At 44.2% G+C, this 17,255-nt stretch carries 16 protein-coding genes; 1 reads left to right on the top strand and 15 read right to left on the bottom strand.

The annotated features are described in order from the left end of the window. Positions 1 to 23 precede the first annotated feature (23 nt). The 14 genes from galT to AB5916_RS04555 form a co-directional block, all read right to left on the bottom strand. The gene (gene galT / locus AB5916_RS04620) at positions 24 to 1,514 is read right to left on the bottom strand and encodes a UDP-glucose--hexose-1-phosphate uridylyltransferase (protein WP_368189466.1); all 1,491 of its coding nucleotides are present in this window, start codon (positions 1,512 to 1,514) and stop codon (positions 24 to 26) included. Between the two features lie 13 nt (positions 1,515 to 1,527). Next, positions 1,528 to 2,727: a galactokinase gene (locus AB5916_RS04615; protein ID WP_368189465.1), complete on the bottom strand. Its 1,200-nt coding sequence runs from the start codon at positions 2,725 to 2,727 to the stop codon at positions 1,528 to 1,530. Between the two features lie 55 nt (positions 2,728 to 2,782). Further along, the gene (locus AB5916_RS04610; protein ID WP_368189463.1) at positions 2,783 to 5,236 is read right to left on the bottom strand and encodes a hypothetical protein; all 2,454 of its coding nucleotides are present in this window, start codon (positions 5,234 to 5,236) and stop codon (positions 2,783 to 2,785) included. Positions 5,237 to 5,257: 21 nt separating this feature from the next. Then, a complete protein-coding gene (locus AB5916_RS04605) occupies positions 5,258 to 6,388 on the bottom strand; it encodes an SAM-dependent methyltransferase (RefSeq protein WP_368189461.1) in 1,131 nt (376 codons plus the stop codon). Beyond that, entirely contained in the window at positions 6,348 to 6,830 is a 483-nt protein-coding gene (locus AB5916_RS04600; protein WP_244092944.1) for a hypothetical protein, read from the bottom strand. The genes AB5916_RS04605 and AB5916_RS04600 overlap by 41 nt, the downstream gene beginning before the upstream one ends. Before the next feature lie 103 nt (positions 6,831 to 6,933). Then, positions 6,934 to 7,632, bottom strand: coding sequence for a 5'-methylthioadenosine/adenosylhomocysteine nucleosidase (locus AB5916_RS04595; protein ID WP_368189459.1), 699 nt, complete (start codon positions 7,630 to 7,632; stop codon positions 6,934 to 6,936). Between the two features lie 135 nt (positions 7,633 to 7,767). Next, positions 7,768 to 8,697, bottom strand: a complete 930-nt coding sequence (locus AB5916_RS04590) for a sigma 54-interacting transcriptional regulator (protein WP_368189457.1) — start codon at positions 8,695 to 8,697, stop codon at positions 7,768 to 7,770. A gap of 52 nt (positions 8,698 to 8,749) precedes the next feature. Further along, a complete protein-coding gene (locus AB5916_RS04585; RefSeq protein ID WP_368189455.1) occupies positions 8,750 to 9,301 on the bottom strand; it encodes an amidohydrolase family protein in 552 nt (183 codons plus the stop codon). Continuing rightward, positions 9,234 to 9,770 carry an amidohydrolase family protein gene (locus AB5916_RS04580; RefSeq protein ID WP_173727464.1) on the bottom strand — a complete coding sequence of 179 codons (537 nt, stop codon included), beginning with the start codon at positions 9,768 to 9,770 and terminating at the stop codon, positions 9,234 to 9,236. The genes AB5916_RS04585 and AB5916_RS04580 overlap by 68 nt, the downstream gene beginning before the upstream one ends. Before the next feature lie 66 nt (positions 9,771 to 9,836). Continuing rightward, positions 9,837 to 11,021, bottom strand: a complete 1,185-nt coding sequence (locus tag AB5916_RS04575) for a YgeY family selenium metabolism-linked hydrolase (RefSeq protein ID WP_158421685.1) — start codon at positions 11,019 to 11,021, stop codon at positions 9,837 to 9,839. Between the two features lie 3 nt (positions 11,022 to 11,024). Then, entirely contained in the window at positions 11,025 to 11,522 is a 498-nt protein-coding gene (locus AB5916_RS04570; RefSeq protein ID WP_368189453.1) for a (2Fe-2S)-binding protein, read from the bottom strand. A gap of 23 nt (positions 11,523 to 11,545) precedes the next feature. After that, positions 11,546 to 12,487, bottom strand: a complete 942-nt coding sequence (locus AB5916_RS04565; RefSeq protein ID WP_368189452.1) for a xanthine dehydrogenase family protein subunit M — start codon at positions 12,485 to 12,487, stop codon at positions 11,546 to 11,548. Then, positions 12,484 to 13,959, bottom strand: a complete 1,476-nt coding sequence (locus AB5916_RS04560; protein WP_368189450.1) for a xanthine dehydrogenase family protein molybdopterin-binding subunit — start codon at positions 13,957 to 13,959, stop codon at positions 12,484 to 12,486. Before AB5916_RS04560 ends, AB5916_RS04565 begins: the two co-directional genes overlap by 4 nt. Next, on the bottom strand, positions 13,943 to 14,551 hold the full coding sequence (locus AB5916_RS04555; RefSeq protein WP_173727442.1) for a molybdopterin-dependent oxidoreductase: 609 nt from the start codon (positions 14,549 to 14,551) through the stop codon (positions 13,943 to 13,945). Before AB5916_RS04555 ends, AB5916_RS04560 begins: the two co-directional genes overlap by 17 nt. Positions 14,552 to 14,951: 400 nt before the next feature. On the opposite strand from AB5916_RS04555, the gene AB5916_RS04550 reads away from it, so the two are divergent. After that, a complete protein-coding gene (locus tag AB5916_RS04550; protein ID WP_158421649.1) occupies positions 14,952 to 15,194 on the top strand; it encodes a TIGR03905 family TSCPD domain-containing protein in 243 nt (80 codons plus the stop codon). Between the two features lie 65 nt (positions 15,195 to 15,259). On the opposite strand, the gene AB5916_RS04545 is transcribed toward AB5916_RS04550, so the two are convergent. After that, the gene (locus AB5916_RS04545) at positions 15,260 to 16,876 is read right to left on the bottom strand and encodes an MBL fold metallo-hydrolase RNA specificity domain-containing protein (RefSeq protein ID WP_368189448.1); all 1,617 of its coding nucleotides are present in this window, start codon (positions 16,874 to 16,876) and stop codon (positions 15,260 to 15,262) included. Between the last annotated feature and the right edge of the window lie 379 nt (positions 16,877 to 17,255).

Raw genomic sequence — 17,255 nt, 5'->3', positions numbered from 1 at the left:
TACATAAGTATTTCCATCAAATCTTACAGTGTATGAACAAAACGCATGAATGCATCCCTGCCCTTTGGAGTACATTTGTAAACACCGGCATCCTCCAGAACATGCACAAATACCTGTCCTACTTCCCCACGCAGAACTTGCTGGATGTTCTCTTTATCCAAATGAGGATATTTAGGAAGGAACTCAGCTACCCACTGTGCATGTTTCTCTATCTTCTCATTGGAAGCAATATCCTTGCCTTCCAGAATATATTCTTCAAGAAGCTCCAGTTCCTCTTTCAGTCTTGCCGGAAGCACTGCCAGACCCATCACCTCGATCAGGCCGATATTCTCTTTCTTGATATGATGGTACTGTGCATGAGGATGATACACGCCCAGCGGATTCTCCTCTGTGGTAATGTTATTCCGAAGAGTCAGATCAAGCTCAAACAGATCACCCTTCTTTCTTGCAATAGGAGTAATGGTATTATGCGACTCGCCATCTGTCTGTGCAAAAACAAAAGCCTCTTCATCTGTATAGCCTCTCCACTTATCCAGAATATGAGTAGCCAGATCCACCAGCCTGTCAGAATCCTTATGACGGATCCTCAGTACAGAAAGCGGCCACTTCAGAATCCCGGCTTCCACATCCTCATAACCTGGGATCGTCACTGTCTTCTCAATCTCTGCCTTCGCCATTGCAAAGGTATAATGTCCGCCCTGGAAATGATCATGGCTTAAAATAGAACCGCCTACGATAGGCAGATCTGCATTGGAGCCAAGGAAATAATGAGGGAACAGCTTAACAAAGTCAAACAGCTTAATAAAGGTATTCCTCTCGATCTTCATAGGTGTATGGCTGAAATTGAATACAATACAATGCTCATTGTAATATACATAAGGAGAATACTGAAAGCCCCAGGGAGTATCATTAATGGTAACAGGAATGATCCTGTGGTTCTCCCTTGCCGGATGGTTGGCTCTGCCTGCATATCCTTCATTTTCCGGGCAAAGCAGACACTTTGGATAACTGCTGGACTTGATCAGCTTGGCCGCTGCAATAGCCTTTGGATCCTTCTCCGGCTTTGACAGGTTAATGGTAATATCAATCTGTCCATATGGGCTGTCCACTGTCCATTTCTGGTCCTTCTTTACACGGTAGCGGCGGATATAATCGCTGTCCTGGCTCAGCTTATAAAAGTAATCGGTCGCTTTCTCCGGATCCTCTTTATATTTTTCCCAGAAAGTATTTCTTACCTGGGCCGGTCTGGGCATCAGACAATTCATAAGCCTGGTATCAAACAAATCCCTGTATACCACACTGTCCTGGATCAGTCCTCGTGCAACTGCCTCATCCAGTAACTCTTTTAAAACCTGCTCAAGATCAATATTACTATATTCTTCTTCCGGCTCTGTATACTCGTCTTCCTTAAATACATCCAGCAGAAGATTGGTAGTATAGATCCGCTCACATTCCGGTGTCAAACCTGTTTCAATCCCATACTGTACCAGTTTCTTAATATTCTCACTTAACATTTCCCGTCACCCCTTAGCATTCAACCTGTACATTCATATCTTTTATATCCATCTTTCCGGCACCATCGCCCATGTCCACTACATAAAATTCTGCCTCATGGCCTACCTTTTCTGCGTATGCCTTTCCGATGTTCTCTGTAAAAGCCTGTACCTGGTCATTTTCCACAATGCTTACAGTACAACCGCCAAATCCGCCTCCTGTGATACGTGATCCAATCACTCCCGGTGTTTTCCACGCAAGATCTACCAGAATATCGATCTCTTCACAGGACACTTCAAAATCATCTCTTAAGGATACATGAGATGCGTTCATCAGCTTTCCGAATTCTTTGATGTTATTTTCCTTCAGTGCCTGTACAGCCTTGATGGTACGCTGGTTCTCATAAACTGCATGCTTTGCCCTCTTTACGCATACCGGATCCTGGATTGCATCCTTATGTGCTTCAAACTCAGCCTCTGTTAAATCTCCCAGTGTCTTAATATCCATCACTTTCTGCAGATCTTCTAATGCTGTCTCACATTCATTTCTCCTGTCATTATAGGCGGAACTTACAAGACTGTGTTTCACTTTGCTGTTTGTGATCACGATCTTTGCATCTGGAAGTTTTACCGGTGCATACTCATACTGCAGGGTATTCGTATCCAGGAAAATAGCACAGCCTTTTTTACCCATTGCACTTGCAAACTGATCCATGATCCCACAATTCATCCCATTGAAATTATTCTCAGAATACTGTCCCATAATAGCAATATCCTGCATGGATATCTCATCAAATCCAAACAGATCTTTTAACATAGTTCCTGTAAGCACTTCCAGGGAAGCGGAGGATGAAAGTCCGGAACCGTTAGGAATATTACCAAAGATCATAAAATCCAGTCCACAAGTCAGCTTATAGCCTCTCTTTTCAAAGGTCCACATAACTCCCTTTGGATAATTGGTCCAGCCAGCCTCTTCAGATGGAACAAGCTCCTCCAGAGAAGACTGGATCATGCCGGCCTTTGGAAAATTAGCAGAATAAAAACGAAGTATATTATCCTTACGTTTTCTTGCAAGACCATAGGTACCAAGCGTAAGAGCGCACGGAAAAACATGACCGCCATTATAGTCTGTATGTTCTCCGATCAGATTTACACGACCAGGTGCAAAATATCCACGAATGTCTCCACCTTCTCCATACATCTGTGTAAACAGTTCCATTAATTGTTTCTGCATAATAAAATCCCTCCTGCTATTTTTGCTTACTTTTTATTCCAACAACTTTATGTTATTATGTTGGATCTTTTATGTTTTCAATATAGCTGACAAAAATATTACCAGCCTTTTCAAACAGTGCTGTACTGTCATTCATACCATAAGGTTGTGTCTCACCGGTCGCCGGATCATATAGCCAGGTATTATACTCATCATATCCAATGATCACCACGCTGGTATTATTTCCCGTCTTGGCGATCACAGGCCTCTGAGCACTTACCTCATACAGTACACTGTCCAAAGTACATCCGGACAGATCGATCACTGTGCCCTGATCTCCCATGCCTTGCTGCAGTGCCGCCAGATCCATGGATCCAGTACGCATCACTTCCGGCACATCTTCAATATTCAACGTGATCTTTGTCTTTTTATTGCCTCGTTCCCAGACATACTGCTGTGCACGGTTCAATACCACGCCTGCCAGGTCATCTGCATGCTTCACGGCTTGACCCGGATCTGTAAATGTACTGTCCAGACCGCCTTTTGCATAAACATAGTAAATCTCATCCTGCGGCACCTGAGTATCCAGAACGATCTTATTTTCATCCCCGCTCTTCATTTTGGCATAGACCACCAGTGCCTCCTCAACCTCAGGTGCACTGCTAAAGGACAATCTGACCTGGGTGCCTGTTCTGGAATTGGACACCAGTTCAACCTCAGCCTGAGTTTCCCCCGCCTTTTTGTTGTTCATAATATTATCATTCTTCTGAACAACATAGGTATTCCCCTGTTTGGCAGAAAGTTCAAACTCCATCAGTGTACTTCCGATCGTCACATTGGTTATGTACAGGCCTTCCTGGTGATATTCCTTTTTGATCTCACCATCAAAGCCTTCAATCCGAAGGGTATGGATCCCTTCTGTCACATGGCCGTCATCATCCGTCAGAGCATCCCCGTCCATAACCACACCATATACCAGATCTTCATTCATAAAGCCTACCGGCTTTACGCTCTGTCCAGCTGCTCCTGTAAGGATCCTGGTATCCAGGGTGTCAAACTGTATTTCTTTGATACATCCTGCATTTTCCCCTTCCTGTATAGTCCAGGCAGCATGTGCATTTGTGTCTGAAACAACAAACTGTGAAGGATTGATCTGCTCTTCCATAACCTGAAAGTCGCCTTTATCGATATCTACACGATACAGCTTTCCGGAAAACAGCAAAAAGAGTTGATTATTCTTACTTACATAAGACAGTGTACCAAGGTCTTCCTTTAAAAACTCATAAGACTCTGTAGTGGGGATAAATACTTTTTCCTCTACCACATTCTGATCACTGCTATAGTGATATACACAAAGACCGCTATAGCCTTCTCTCAATCCCCGATTCATATATCCATACAATACAAAATCCACATCACCGTTATCTTCCACACGAATGATCTTAATGTTGTGCTGATTCCTTGCATCACGGAAATCGCCTTCATCCCTGCGGAAGCTGAAAATACGGATAGTCTTCCCATCTTCAGGGCCAAAAGACCACAGGTCTCCCTCTTGTACAAAAGCAGCCACACCTGCTGTTTCATTAGTCATATATTCCACGTCCCTGCTGCGGACACCAAGAAGAAGTCCATCCTGGGAAATCTTTATATTGTTTTCATCAAACACCTGGCTGGCAGAACGTTCAAAATCCAGAAGCATGATCCTGGAAGAAGTGTACCTCATCCTGTAAAACTCTGTTACATCATAAATCTCCGGAGCGCTGTCCCCATCCCTTGCCATGATCTGATATTCCAGGGAAATACTTGCTGTTGTCTCATTAATATCCTTGATCACTGGAATTCCTTTTTTGTAGATCTGCGGACTTAAAGACCCCCAGCTGATCTGATTGAAGGTGGAATTAATATTCACATCATTATAATTAGCAGAAGCGCCAGTATCCACAGGCTCCAGATAACTGGTCAAATCCTCGGCATAAGCCTTGTCCATGGACTTTTCATAAAAGCTTTTAACAAATTTCACATACTGATCCACATTCAGTCCTGACCTGGATACTACACGTGTATAATAATAGGCAGTCCCTTTGGATGTTTCCAATGTGATCTGCATAGAATATTCCTGATTCACCCTAAGACTGCTGTTCACCGTCATAGACGCAGTAAGATACCCGTCCTCTTCTCCCAGATTCTTGATCTTCCGGTTCTCCAACACCTTCATACCATCTGAAGTACGGATCTCATAAGCCAGACTGGATACCTTTGTATCATATCCGTTGATCACAAATTTTAATTCCTTGGATGTGTCTAAAGGCGTCACACTGTCACGCGTAAAATCGGCCTGCATTTCCTGTGCATATCCGTACATCCGGTTAGCATATATGCCGCCTACATCGATCATCACCTCAGGCAGCACCGGATTATTCATATCCGACCGGTCATCAGTTGTCTCACTATTCAGAAGAAAGGCGGTTCCTGCCACTCCCGCTGCAAACACCAGCAGTAAAAGCAATAGCCTGCATAAAAATTTCTTCATGTTTTTCTCCTACCAAACCGATTAAAGCAGTTTTTCCAGTGAAGGCTGCACATGCAAAGCCTTCATCATATGTTTTAACGCTTCCCCGTCACGCTTTTTCCCCGTGTGCACTGCACGGATCAGCAAATTCTTGGGGGTATGCTCCATATCAATAAACTCCAGGATCTGTGTATCATAGCCAGCCTCTTCCAGCAGATTTGCTCTAATCCCATCTGTAAGAAGGGCACTTATCCGCTCTCTTAAGATCCCGTACTTCAGTACAGGCTGCAGCAGCTGATTTTCTATCTGCCGGTTCAGCTCATGCTGGCAACAGGGCACAGACAGGATCACCTGCGCCCCCCACTCAACGGCTTTTGCCAGTGCATAATCCGTGGCTGTATCACAAGCATGGAGGGTCACTACCATATCTACAGATGTTACTCCTTCATAATCTGCGATATTCCCTTTATAAAAATGCAGCTTCTCATATCCATACTCTTCTGCCAGCAGGCTGCAATGCCGGATCACATCTTCCTTCAGGTCAAGGCCAATGATCTGAACATCATAGCCTTTTAATTCCCGAAGATAATAATACATAGCAAAAGTAAGGTAAGATTTCCCACATCCAAAATCCAGAATCGTGATCTCCCTGTCCTTTGGAAGCCTAGGCAGAATGTCTTCAATAAATTCCAGGAAACGGTTGATCTGACGGAATTTGTCATATCTGGAGAAAACAATGCTGCCTGACGGATGCATCACTCCCAGATCCACCAGAAACGGAACTGGCGTTCCTTCCTCAAGTATATATTTCTTAACACGGTTATGTGCCTGGATCTGGATCTTTTCTGCACCAGAATGCCTTTTTGCCTTTACCGTGATCTTTCCTTTTTTACTTACAAGAACTGTACCATCCAATTCCTGTCCCTGCGCCTGCAGCTGTCCGAAGCCGCTGCCAAGAGCCTCTTTAATATAGGCGATCACCTGCTCCCTGTCATAGTTTTTATGGAGCACCTTTGTACCCTCCATGGCAGAAGCCTGATAAAAGATCTGCTCCCGTATCTTTACCGGACGGATCTTTACTGTGCCCACACCTTCTTTACGATTTCCACTGAGCACCGCCTGTTTCAAATATTCATTGATCTGTTTCTCTAAATATTCTTCTAATGTCATCATTTTTATTATATCTTTTTTCCCTGATATTGTATATATTGTGTTTTTTGGATTCATCTACAAAAAAATTAACTGCTGTGTTTCTTCCCCGGCACCGGTTACGCCTGCAGCGCCTCCTGGAAATCTCCTGAAAAAGCAAAACCTGGATCAGATCATCCAGAAAATCTCCGGACAACGGCTCCATTTCCCTCATCCCAGATACCTTTTCACGGATCTTCCGGCACATATGGTAAAGCATTAGTTTATCCGGGTACTGATCATAAATCCTGCTGCCTTCGTAATCCATCAGATCACATTCCTGTTCCACCTGAGCCTGCACCCTTCTGGCAGCAGAAGGGTAATAGGATTTCATCAGTTCAAACTCCTGATCCTGTACCTTTTGTCCATCGAAAAGCCCAGCTTCTGCATATGCTGTATAAAAAGGATAAAACTCTTTATGATACATATGGTTTTCCCCTTATTTTCCTGTCTGTTCCAGTATATGCAGACAGGGCAAAATAGGTTATAGCCTCCTAAAGAACTGCACACCTGTTTTGCCCTTTTTGTTCTTACAGAGTTTCCATGATCTTCTCAGTAAGACGCACACTGTGCTCAGCTGCTAGCCTTTCAAAGGTATTATACTCCATACCAGTGCTGTCATCTGCATTATCTGAAATGGCACGAATGATCAGAAAAGGTACCTGATTCAGCCATGCCGCCTGTCCGATCGCTGCACCTTCCATCTCCACTGCATAAGCGCCAAAAGTATCACGGATATCATTTTTTACTGCCCGATCACAAATAAACTGATCTCCGGAAGCAATCCTGCCCTGGAAAACCTGGATCTCCGGATTCACCTCCCTGCAGGCATCTGCTGCCAGCTGACGGAGCTTTGCGTCTGCCGGGAAAGAAAGCTGTCCCATCTGGGGAATCTCTCCTTTCTTATATCCGAACGCTCCTGCATCCACATCATGCTGCACTACATCTGTAGAAAGTACAATATCGCCAATATTGATATCATTATTCAAGCTTCCTGCAATACCGGTATTGATCAGGGCATCTACCTGAAAAACATCTGCCAGGATCTGCGCACAGATTCCTGCATTCACCTTGCCAATCCCGGAACGGACTACCACTGCCTTTTTTCCTTTTAAAGTTCCCTGATAAAATTCCATGGAAGCTTTTGTGACCACTGTCACATCTTCCATCATCTCTTTAAGTCTGGCTACCTCAGTTTCCATAGCTCCGATAATTCCAATACAATTCATCTTCTGAACCTCTTTTCATAAAAATAGAAGCGCCAGTGCCGGGAAAATCTTCCCTTTTTTGCACACTGACCCTTCTATTGTATCAATTCATCAGCCTGTACGCCAGACCAAATTTAAAGAATTTGTAATTACTATCTATTGTTCCGCAACTGATTTACAAAGCATCACTTCCGTGCTCTCCTGTTCGGATCCCATACCGGCCTTATCCTGTCCGGTGGCACCAAATAACCGTTCTTCCAAAAGACCTTCCTCTACGCTTGCACAGTTAAAATATACAAAAGGCTTTTCCGCTCTTTGGCTGGCCTTCCAGATAGCCGTTCCTATGGTCTTTTTCCCTGTACCTTCTTCACCTTCGATCAGCACAGGTTCATTATGGGCTGCCGCCTGATTGATCTCTTTTTTGATACGGACTGTATATTCCCTTTTTTCCATCATCACATCCCCAGTCAGGATGATATTCACAGGCTGACCGACGATTCCAGGATCCAGTTTCAGTTCTTTTGCAGCAATCCCGTTGTATTCCAGCAGCTTGCCCTCCTGATCCAGGATCAGCACGCCCTTGTCTACCATACCCATCATGGCATGCAGCATCCTGCTTGCAGAAAGGTGCTTCTGCAGATTGGTACGTTCCTTGATCTTTCCTGCCACCAGCATGCACATTTGTTCCAGAAAAAACATAGATTCCTGCAAATGCTCCGCCATAAACTGTTCCCTGTCTTCTTTGTAGCAGGTCATTCCGATGGCTCCTTCGATCCGGTCATCCACAATAATCGGTGCAGACACTTCAAGAAGCGCATCACAGGTATCTATTTCCTTACAGCCCACGCAGTAAGGATTCTGTCCCGGATTATCAATAAACATTTTCTTTCCTGTCTCAAGTGTGTCCCGGTAAGCATGGCCATCTCCCACATTGGATTGATTCACACGGCAGGCAAAATGCCCGGTTGCCGCCACCCTCATATGTGCAGAATCAATGATCTCCACATCTACCTGCAGCATTGTTGCCAATGTATTGGCAATCTGGATCGCCACATCCTGTATCTCATATAATTTACTTTTTTTCATTGATCACCTTTCAGGAATGCCCCTTCATTTTCGCGGGACACATTTGTTATGTTCAGTCAAGACTTTTCCAGAGCTGGTCTGCCTGTACCTTGCATTCTGCCAAAATCTTTTCTTCATCAACCTGGGTACAGTGCCTGTCTCTCACAACCGTTTTTCCATTTACGATCACATCTGTCACTTTTCCGCTGAATGCAGAGGTCATATGCGACAGGAAATTACTGCCTGTTATGGGTGTTGGTTCCTGATAATCCACCAGAACAATATCTGCTGCCGCACCAGGCTCCAGCATGCCAAGCTGTACACCAAACAGCCTTTTCCCAAGGTTTCCAGGGTTTTCAAAGGCAAACCTGCGGATCTGTTCCCCTGAAAAAACACGAGGATCCTTTTCCCTGATCCGCTGCATGATCACTCCAAATCCAAGTTCCTGATAAAGATCGTATGTATAACCATCTCCGCCAAGCGCCACATTAACCCCATGATCCAACATGGATACTGCCGGGCAGATCCCTACTGCATTATTGGTATTGGACTGTACATTATAAGCAGCGGTTGTGCCTGTTTTTTGCAGAAGCTCCCACTGTTCCGTCCCGATCCGAAACCTCATAGGAAAGGCATGCTCTTGCACCTGCCTGCCTTACCGCTTTTTCCAGGATATCCAGAACCCCATCTGTGGCATTCGGACTTGCCTGATGATCAAAAAATGTGGTAGTGCCGCTTTTCAGGCCATCTATCAGTCCAAGCATAGCACTGTAATAGCACTGGTCGAAGGTAAGCTTCTTATCGAACTTCCACCACATATGGGTCAGCATCTGCTGCCAGTTGCATATCGGCTGGGATAACTGCATCCCTCTGGCAAAAGTCCCATAAAAATGTGCATGGGTAGTGATCATGCCTGGCACTGCGATCTTATTTTTGCAGTCCACGCATTCTCCTGCCTCAAGCTCCTGACAGGTCAGATCATCGCAATTCCCAATTGCCAAGATCTTTCCCTTTGAAACCTTAATGTACCCATTATCATATGCTTTTCCCTCTTTGTCCATGGTAAAAATTCTAAGATTTTTGTATATCTTCATGTCTCTCCCTCGCTTCCTGTTGCCTGGATATTTCCTTTGATCCGGTAAGCGGCAATACCGGATCCTTTATTTCAGCAAAGCTTTCATAATACCGTAATAACATCCGGCCACCTTTTCCAGTGCCTCTAACGTACAGTATTCATCCACTGTATGAGCCAGGCTCTCCACAGATGGTCCCATACCAATTGTTTTAATGTTGGCTTCCCCTGCGTAGTGACTGCCATTTGTGCAGAAGTTATATTTTGTGATCTTGGGGGTAAAGCCCATGGATTCCAATTCTTTTTTCACTGCCTGTACATAATCAGCGTCTTCCTCAAACAGCCATCCCGGGAAAAATCTTTCCCCCTGGATCGTCTCGCCTGTATAACATTTTTCCTTACCGTAGGCATAGGAAACCTTTGCTTTCAGTTCCGGATCTTCTTTCATTTTTTCATCCAGCAGCTTCTGAATAGGCTCCAGCACAGATTCCTTGGTTTCTCCTACCAGAAGTCTTCTGTCATAGGTGGCCCTACAGTATTCAGGTACAACTGATGCTCCAGGATATGGGCTGGACTTCACATCTGTAAGCTCCAGGATTCCTTTTCCCAGAACCGGATGCTCTGTAGGCGTAAGCTTTCTGATTTCCCCGATCAGTTCTGCCATCTTATATACTGCATTGATCCCTTTTTCAGGATTTGCACTGTGTGCAGGTTTTCCAAAGGTTTCCAGTACAATCTCTGCACGTCCTCTCTGGCCGATTTTCAGATTCAGGTCTGAAGCTTCCCCGATCACCACATAATCCGGTTTCACATATTCGCTGATGCTTCTGGCAGCTACCCCTTCAAAACATTCCTCGTGGACAACTCCATCCACATAAATCTCTCCTGCAAAATCTCTGTCAAAATCCTTTGCAAAATGACAGGCAGCCACTGTATAAGCTGCCACAGCCCCTTTCATATCTGTGGTTCCCCGTCCGTACAGCTTTCCATCACATGTCTCGGGAGCAAAAGGGGCATGGGTCCATTCACTTTCATTTCCTACCGGAACCGTATCAATATGTCCGTCAAATAACAGCTTCTTTCCAGGACGTTTTCCTTTTATCTTTCCAATGATATTTCCGTATTTATCAATATAAACCTGATCAAATCCATTTGCTTCCATGTAAGCTTTTAATTCCTCTGCCACACCATTTTCTTCTCCGGAATAGCTCCTCCTGGAAACAATTTTCTTACAAAGCTCTACAACTTCCTCTTTCCATCCATCTGCTATCATCATTTAATCGCTCCCTTCTTTTTCAGGTTCTTTACCTGAAAGCTCTTTTGCTGCCCGTAATACCGCCCGGATGATAGCCGTATATCCGGTACACCTGCAAAGATTGCCTGACAGGCCGTCCCGCACTTCATCCTGGGTGGGCTCCGGATTTTCTTTTAGCAAAACATATGTACTTAAAACCATGCCAGGTGTACAGAATCCACACTGTACAGCTCCTTCTTCCACATAGGCCTTTTTGATCACATCTGCCATCCTGTCTCCTGTCAGGCCTTCTATAGTAGTCACCTTCCTTCCTTCTGCCTGTGCATTCAGAGTCACACAGCTGTTCACTGTCCTGCCATCCATGATCACTGTACAGGCTCCACATTCCCCGATCCCACAGCCTTCTTTGGTTCCCTTGTATCCAAGAATGTGGCGAATGGTATCCAGAAGTCTTCCTGCAGGATCAGTTTCTATACACACTGCCTGCTCATTCAATATAAATTGTATCACTTTTTTCATTCTGCATCAGTCCTTATCCCATTTTATTCCACAAAAGCTGTTCCAAAAGCAAGTTCACTTAAAGTTCTTGTCCCCAGCCGTTCACAGACAGCTGCTTTGTATTCTATATTGTCATCCACTTTCCGCACCTGACTGCGGATTTTCTCCCCAAGCTGTGCCATACAAGCATGGAATAATTCACTGTCCGGTTTATGGCCCTTGAGAGATTCTGTCACTTCCTTCTGCAGTCTGATATCAGCCAGCGCAGCCCCTATGGAAAGCCGAACATCTTCAATCTTTTGATCCTTTGAAAGCTTCATCGCCACTGCCAAAGTGAATCTGGACATGCATCCGCTTTTCTTTCGGCCTACCTTCTGAAATGAATACCGGTAATCTTTTGACATAACAGGAATTACTACCTGGGTGATGATTTCATCCGGCTCCAGCGTATTCTTTTTCCCTGCAGGTATCCCATAAAAACATCCGCCTACACTCATTTCCTCATGTCTCACACATGGAGGGCAGAATTTCAGCAATTCCTCTACCGGAATTTCTCTGGTGCCTGACGGTCCCACGATGCAGATCGTTGCTTCCAGCACACAAAGCGCAGGAATCGTGTCTGCAGCCAGACAGCTATTCGCCAGATTGCCTCCTATGGTAGCCTGATTCCGTATCTGCGGTCCCGCAATATTTCCACAGGCCTGATACAGGAGCCCTGCTTCTTTTCGGATCAGTTCAGAATGAAGCAATTCATAGATGGTAGTCATTGCTCCCACCATAATTTTTCCTTGTTCTTTTCGGATTCCCTGTAATTCCTGGATGCGGCTGATGTCCACCAAATATTTGCTTTCATACCAGTCCTTTGACCTTGCTTTTACTGCCAGGTCAGTTGCCCCGGCAACGATCACAGCATCTTTCCCATATTTCTCCAGCTGCTCCAATGCTTCTTTCAAAGAAGAAACGGTAATGTAATCCTGATACTTCATCTTCCATCCCCCTTTGCTCCTCCACATGAGAACAAAACCTTTTCCAGGCTGGCAGGGGAGCTTTTTACTTTCCCCAGTTCTCCCAGTGCATGGTTTACTGCATTTGTAAAAGCTCCAAGCCCTGGATCCAGAGTCGGCTCTCCCAGGGATCTGGCTCCAAAAGGTCCGCGGTCATTGGGATTTTCTACTGTTACCGGCAAAACCCTACCCACATCTTTGATTCCGGGTATCATATACTGGTCAAAATTCTCATTCTTTGCATATCCTTTTACTGAATTGATATCTTCCATCAACGCATAACCCTGAGCCATGACTGCACCGCCTACGATCTGTCCTGCTGCCAGTTTAGGATTCATGATCCGGCCAGCATCATGGGCAGACACCACATTCAGCACTGTTGTTTCTCCTGTACAGGTATCAATCTCCACTTCTGCTCCGATGCAGGAATAAGTATATTCATAAAAGGTGTCACCAAATCCTGTCTTTTCATCGAACACAGGATCCGGGGTTTTATAATTTCCTGTAAAGGCAGGTGTCCGGCCTGTTGAAAAAGTGATCCCGGCAGCCTCTTTAAAAGATAATTTCTTTCCATCCACATCCACCATGTCCAACAGGAAACGGATTTTCCTACGGTCACACTGAAAGGTTTCTGATAATGCGTCCCTCATACATTCATGTATCTTTTTCGCTGCATCCAAAATGGCATTACCGCCAACAAAGGTTCCTCTGGAAGCATTACAGATTCCGGTAGCCGGAGCATCTGTGGTGCTTTCGCTTACCGTTACCTGGTCATCACTGACCATCAGTGCTTCTGCTGCAATCTGCCCCATCACTGTATGAAGCCCCTGGCCGATTTCCGTTAAACCGATATTCAGTCTTACACTTCCGTCCATCTGCACTTCCAGATAACACCGTCCAACATCAGGGACACCAGTTCCGTAACTGTTTCCACGGTAGGAAAGGGAAAGTCCTACTCCCCTTCTTTTTGTTTTTCCCGGATTTTCCTTTTTATACTGCCAGTATTTTTTCTCGTAATCCAGCTTCTGTGCTACCTGATCCAGCACTTCTTCTGCACCGATATCCTCAAAATCAATGATCTGTCCGGACCCAGTGGCATCTCCTCTATGCATTACATTTCTTTTTCTCAGCAAATAAGGGGACATTCCCAGCTTTTCTGCCAGTTCATCTAAAGCACATTCCCTTGCAAAAATCCCCTGGGGATTTCCAAAGCCGCGCATAGAGCCTGATGGGATATTATTTGTATAAATTGCCTTTGCCCCACAATAAACATTGGGAACTACATAAGGACCTGCCCCTAAGGATACAGCTTTAAAAGCCACTCCCGGAGACATGTTTGCATAGGCTCCGGAATCGGTCATTGCAAGTGCTTCAAACCCTTGCAGCTTTCCTTCCTGATCTGCAGATACATGAACATCGAATTTAAAGGGATGGCGTTTATGGCTCTGCTGCATAGATTCTTCCCGGATATGCCACTACGCATTCCGGTTCTATATATGCATGTTCCTGCCAGGTTGTCTCATAATGAGTCTGCACAGATACATTTTCCGGTCCAAAGGCATTATCAATGTTTCCTTTTTTGATAAAACACTGGGAACACAGGTTATCATTTCTATATGGATTTACCACCATATCCGAACGATAGGCCTCTTCCAGGTCCGTCAGTTCATGAAGCTTTTCATATTCTATTTTTACCAGTTGTCCTGCCTGTTTTGCATGTTCCATGGTATCAGCCACCACGACGGCCAGAATATCTCCTACCGTGATCACCCGGTCTACAGCCAGTACATACTGATCCTGCTTGTCTTCACCCATAAGAATGTCTCCTGGTATGTCCTGGTATGTAACAACACAGGATACGCCTGGTGCCTGTTCCGCCTGAGAAGTGTCAATATTTTTAACCCATGCAAATGCATATTTGGAACTTACACCGTATGCGTACTGCATGTCTTTCATCTCCAGGTCATTTGCAAAAATGGTTTCACCATTTACTTTTTTGTATGCTTCTACTCTTTGCTTGCTTTTTGTTACGGAATGAAATACCATTGTGGATCACTCTTTCATTTTGATAATCGTGTAATTGGTAATCTTATCGATAATCTTGTAATGCGAAAAAGGCGCAGCCTGTGGTTTTCACCACGACTGCACCTTTGCTGTTCCTTATATTAGTCTTTTTTTCTGAAACTGGCAATTTTTAATATCATATTAAGACCGAATTATCAAATTGATACCCTTGTAATTTTACCATATCCCAATCTATTTACTTATTCTTCCCAAATCCCCTATAGATTTTTACAGCGATTCTGCTATAATAGGATTACAGTGTCAAAAGCACGGAACAATCCGTGTAATCATGATTTTGGTGTTTTCACACCAAAATCATAATACATAATACCAAAACGAAAAGTTCATAATGCTTTTGAACTGCAAAAAGGAGGATAAAGCCATGATGTATAAAGCAAAAGGTGTCTGTGCACAGGCCATCGAATTTGAAATTGATGACAATAAAAAGGTTCACAATGTAAATTTTATCGGAGGATGCTCTGGAAATACCCAGGGTGTTTCAAAATTGGTGGAGGGCATGGACGCTGAAGAAGTGATCAGCCGTCTTGAAAATATTAAGTGCGGTTCAAAACCAACTTCATGTCCACAGCAGCTTGCTTTCGCATTAAAAGAGGCACTTGCCTGAAAGCAGCTTAAAACCCGTCTGTGATCTGATGAAATACTAAGACCACAGGCGGTTTTTCTTTTATCTCACTGATCCGGTCTGTCCCATTTATCACATAATGACTGGATATCTCTCGCAAATCTGTCCAGATCCTTATTGGGAGTTCCTTCATTTTTGCGGATCACAGACATCAATCTGTGTCCAAGAGAAACCAGCTTCGCATAAGCTTGAGCAGCTTTAGAAGCCTTGGGAGACTTGGATGCTTTCTCAATGCGGATGCCCTTTGCCTCATATACAAGGGCATTTTCTTTCAGATCATATATGGTTCCACTGAAAGGCGCCATGGTATCGTACCCCAGTTCTTCCTTCAGTCTTCCTGCGAAAAGCTCTGTTACGCTGTCCTCTCCATGAGTAATGAATACTTGTTTCGGTTTCTGTTTAAAAGCTTTCGCCCAGTCAATCAGTCCATTTACATCTGCATGACCGCTGATGCCCGGCATCTGGCAGATATGGGCAGCCACATGAACCGGCTCACCGAAAAGCTTCAGCTCCTGCGCCCCTTCCAGCAGTGCCCTTCCGGCTGTCCCCACAGCCTGATATCCAACAAACAGGATCGTACACTCTTCACGCCACAGATTATGTTTCAGATGGTGCTTAATACGCCCTGCATCACACATGCCGCTGGCAGAAATGATCACCTTGCAGTCTTCATCAAAATTGATAGCTCTGGAATCATCGCTTGTTACAGAAATCCTAAGACCTGGGAAGCTTAAAGGATTGATCCCTTTTTGCACCAATTTCAAAGCTTCCTCATCAAAGCAGTCATGATAATGTTTTCCGAAAATGGTAGTAGCTTCATTTGCCAGCGGACTATCCACATAGACCTTAAAATTATCATGTCCAGTAACAAGGCCTTCCTCCTTGATCTGCCGAATAAAATACAGCATTTCCTGCGTTCTGCCTACTGCAAAAGAAGGAATCACCAGATTACCGCCTCTGTCAAAGGTTTCCTGGATCACCTCTGCCAGAAGCTTTACATATTCCGGACGTTCTCCATGACTTCTGTCTCCATATGTGGATTCCATCACCACATAATCTGCTTCCTTAAGATATGTTGGGTCCTTGATCAGTGGTTGGTTTTTATTGCCAATATCTCCGGAAAATACTATTTTTTCTTCTTTTCCATCTTCTTCCATCCAGATCTCAATACTGGAAGAACCAAGCAGATGTCCTGCATCTGTAAAACGAACCTGTATCCCGGAAGCCGGCTGGAAAATTTCTCCATATTGTCTTCCCACAAAATTCTTCAGCACTGTCAGTGCATCTTCCATGGTATATACAGGCACAAAATCTGCTTTTCCCTGGCGGCGTCCCTTACGATTTCGCCATTCTGCCTCAAACATCTGGATATGTGCACTATCACGAAGCATAATATCACACAAATGACAGGTGGCTTCTGTTGCATAGATCGGTCCCTGAAAGCCTTTTGCATATAATGCAGGCAACATTCCTGCATGATCCATATGTGCATGTGTCAGCAGTACAAAATCCAGTTCTCCCGGGGCTACCGGGATTTCCTGATTCTCATAGTAATTTGGTCCTTGTTCCATCCCATAATCTACCAGAAACCGTTTTCCGGCTGCCTCCAGATAATAACAGCTGCCCGTCACCTCATGGGTCGCACCGATAAATGTGATCTTCATATACAAGCCCCCTTTATGTCCTGCCTGATTTTATATTGACACCAACTTGAACCTTTCCTATCTGGTATCACTATGTAATATTATACACGTTTTTTTTGGTAATTAACAGATTATTTGTATATTATTTATATATTTTTAGAAATCATTCCACCCCATAAATAATTAATGAAACATACCATCCCTTTTGTAAATATATTCCATATAGTATATTCTTTCAATTCTCATTCCTTTACATGATTATAGTATCAGAACTGAAGCAGTAAAATCATTTTTTCTGTCTGTGTCATTGTATTTAGATTTTTTTCTAAATAGTTCTTGACTTTTCCATAAAGTTATCATATATTCTATTTAGAAATATTTCTAAATGCTTTTAAAAGGA

The sequence above is a fragment of the Blautia sp. 1033sp1_1033st1_G9_1033SCRN_220408 genome (assembly GCF_040929965.1).
GTDB classification, from domain to species: domain Bacteria; phylum Bacillota; class Clostridia; order Lachnospirales; family Lachnospiraceae; genus Blautia_A; species Blautia_A ammoniilytica.
This window is presented reverse-complemented; position numbering and strand designations above follow the sequence as displayed.

Coding starts and splice junctions, on each gene's coding strand:
- AB5916_RS04610 (WP_368189463.1), bottom strand. CDS start 5,236: ATGAAGAAATTTTTATGCAGGCTATTGCTTTTACTGCTGGTGTTTGCA.
- AB5916_RS04560 (WP_368189450.1), bottom strand. CDS start 13,959: ATGCAGCAGAGCCATAAACGCCATCCCTTTAAATTCGATGTTCATGTA.
- AB5916_RS04605 (WP_368189461.1), bottom strand. CDS start 6,388: ATGATGACATTAGAAGAATATTTAGAGAAACAGATCAATGAATATTTG.
- AB5916_RS04555 (WP_173727442.1), bottom strand. CDS start 14,551: ATGGTATTTCATTCCGTAACAAAAAGCAAGCAAAGAGTAGAAGCATAC.
- AB5916_RS04590 (WP_368189457.1), bottom strand. CDS start 8,697: ATGAAAAAAAGTAAATTATATGAGATACAGGATGTGGCGATCCAGATT.
- AB5916_RS04570 (WP_368189453.1), bottom strand. CDS start 11,522: ATGAAAAAAGTGATACAATTTATATTGAATGAGCAGGCAGTGTGTATA.
- galT (WP_368189466.1), bottom strand. CDS start 1,514: ATGTTAAGTGAGAATATTAAGAAACTGGTACAGTATGGGATTGAAACA.
- AB5916_RS04580 (WP_173727464.1), bottom strand. CDS start 9,770: ATGAAGATATACAAAAATCTTAGAATTTTTACCATGGACAAAGAGGGA.
- AB5916_RS04600 (WP_244092944.1), bottom strand. CDS start 6,830: ATGTATCATAAAGAGTTTTATCCTTTTTATACAGCATATGCAGAAGCT.
- AB5916_RS04615 (WP_368189465.1), bottom strand. CDS start 2,727: ATGCAGAAACAATTAATGGAACTGTTTACACAGATGTATGGAGAAGGT.
- AB5916_RS04545 (WP_368189448.1), bottom strand. CDS start 16,876: ATGAAGATCACATTTATCGGTGCGACCCATGAGGTGACGGGCAGCTGT.
- AB5916_RS04550 (WP_158421649.1), top strand. CDS start 14,952: ATGATGTATAAAGCAAAAGGTGTCTGTGCACAGGCCATCGAATTTGAA.
- AB5916_RS04565 (WP_368189452.1), bottom strand. CDS start 12,487: ATGAAGTATCAGGATTACATTACCGTTTCTTCTTTGAAAGAAGCATTG.
- AB5916_RS04595 (WP_368189459.1), bottom strand. CDS start 7,632: ATGAATTGTATTGGAATTATCGGAGCTATGGAAACTGAGGTAGCCAGA.
- AB5916_RS04575 (WP_158421685.1), bottom strand. CDS start 11,021: ATGATAGCAGATGGATGGAAAGAGGAAGTTGTAGAGCTTTGTAAGAAA.
- AB5916_RS04585 (WP_368189455.1), bottom strand. CDS start 9,301: ATGAGGTTTCGGATCGGGACGGAACAGTGGGAGCTTCTGCAAAAAACA.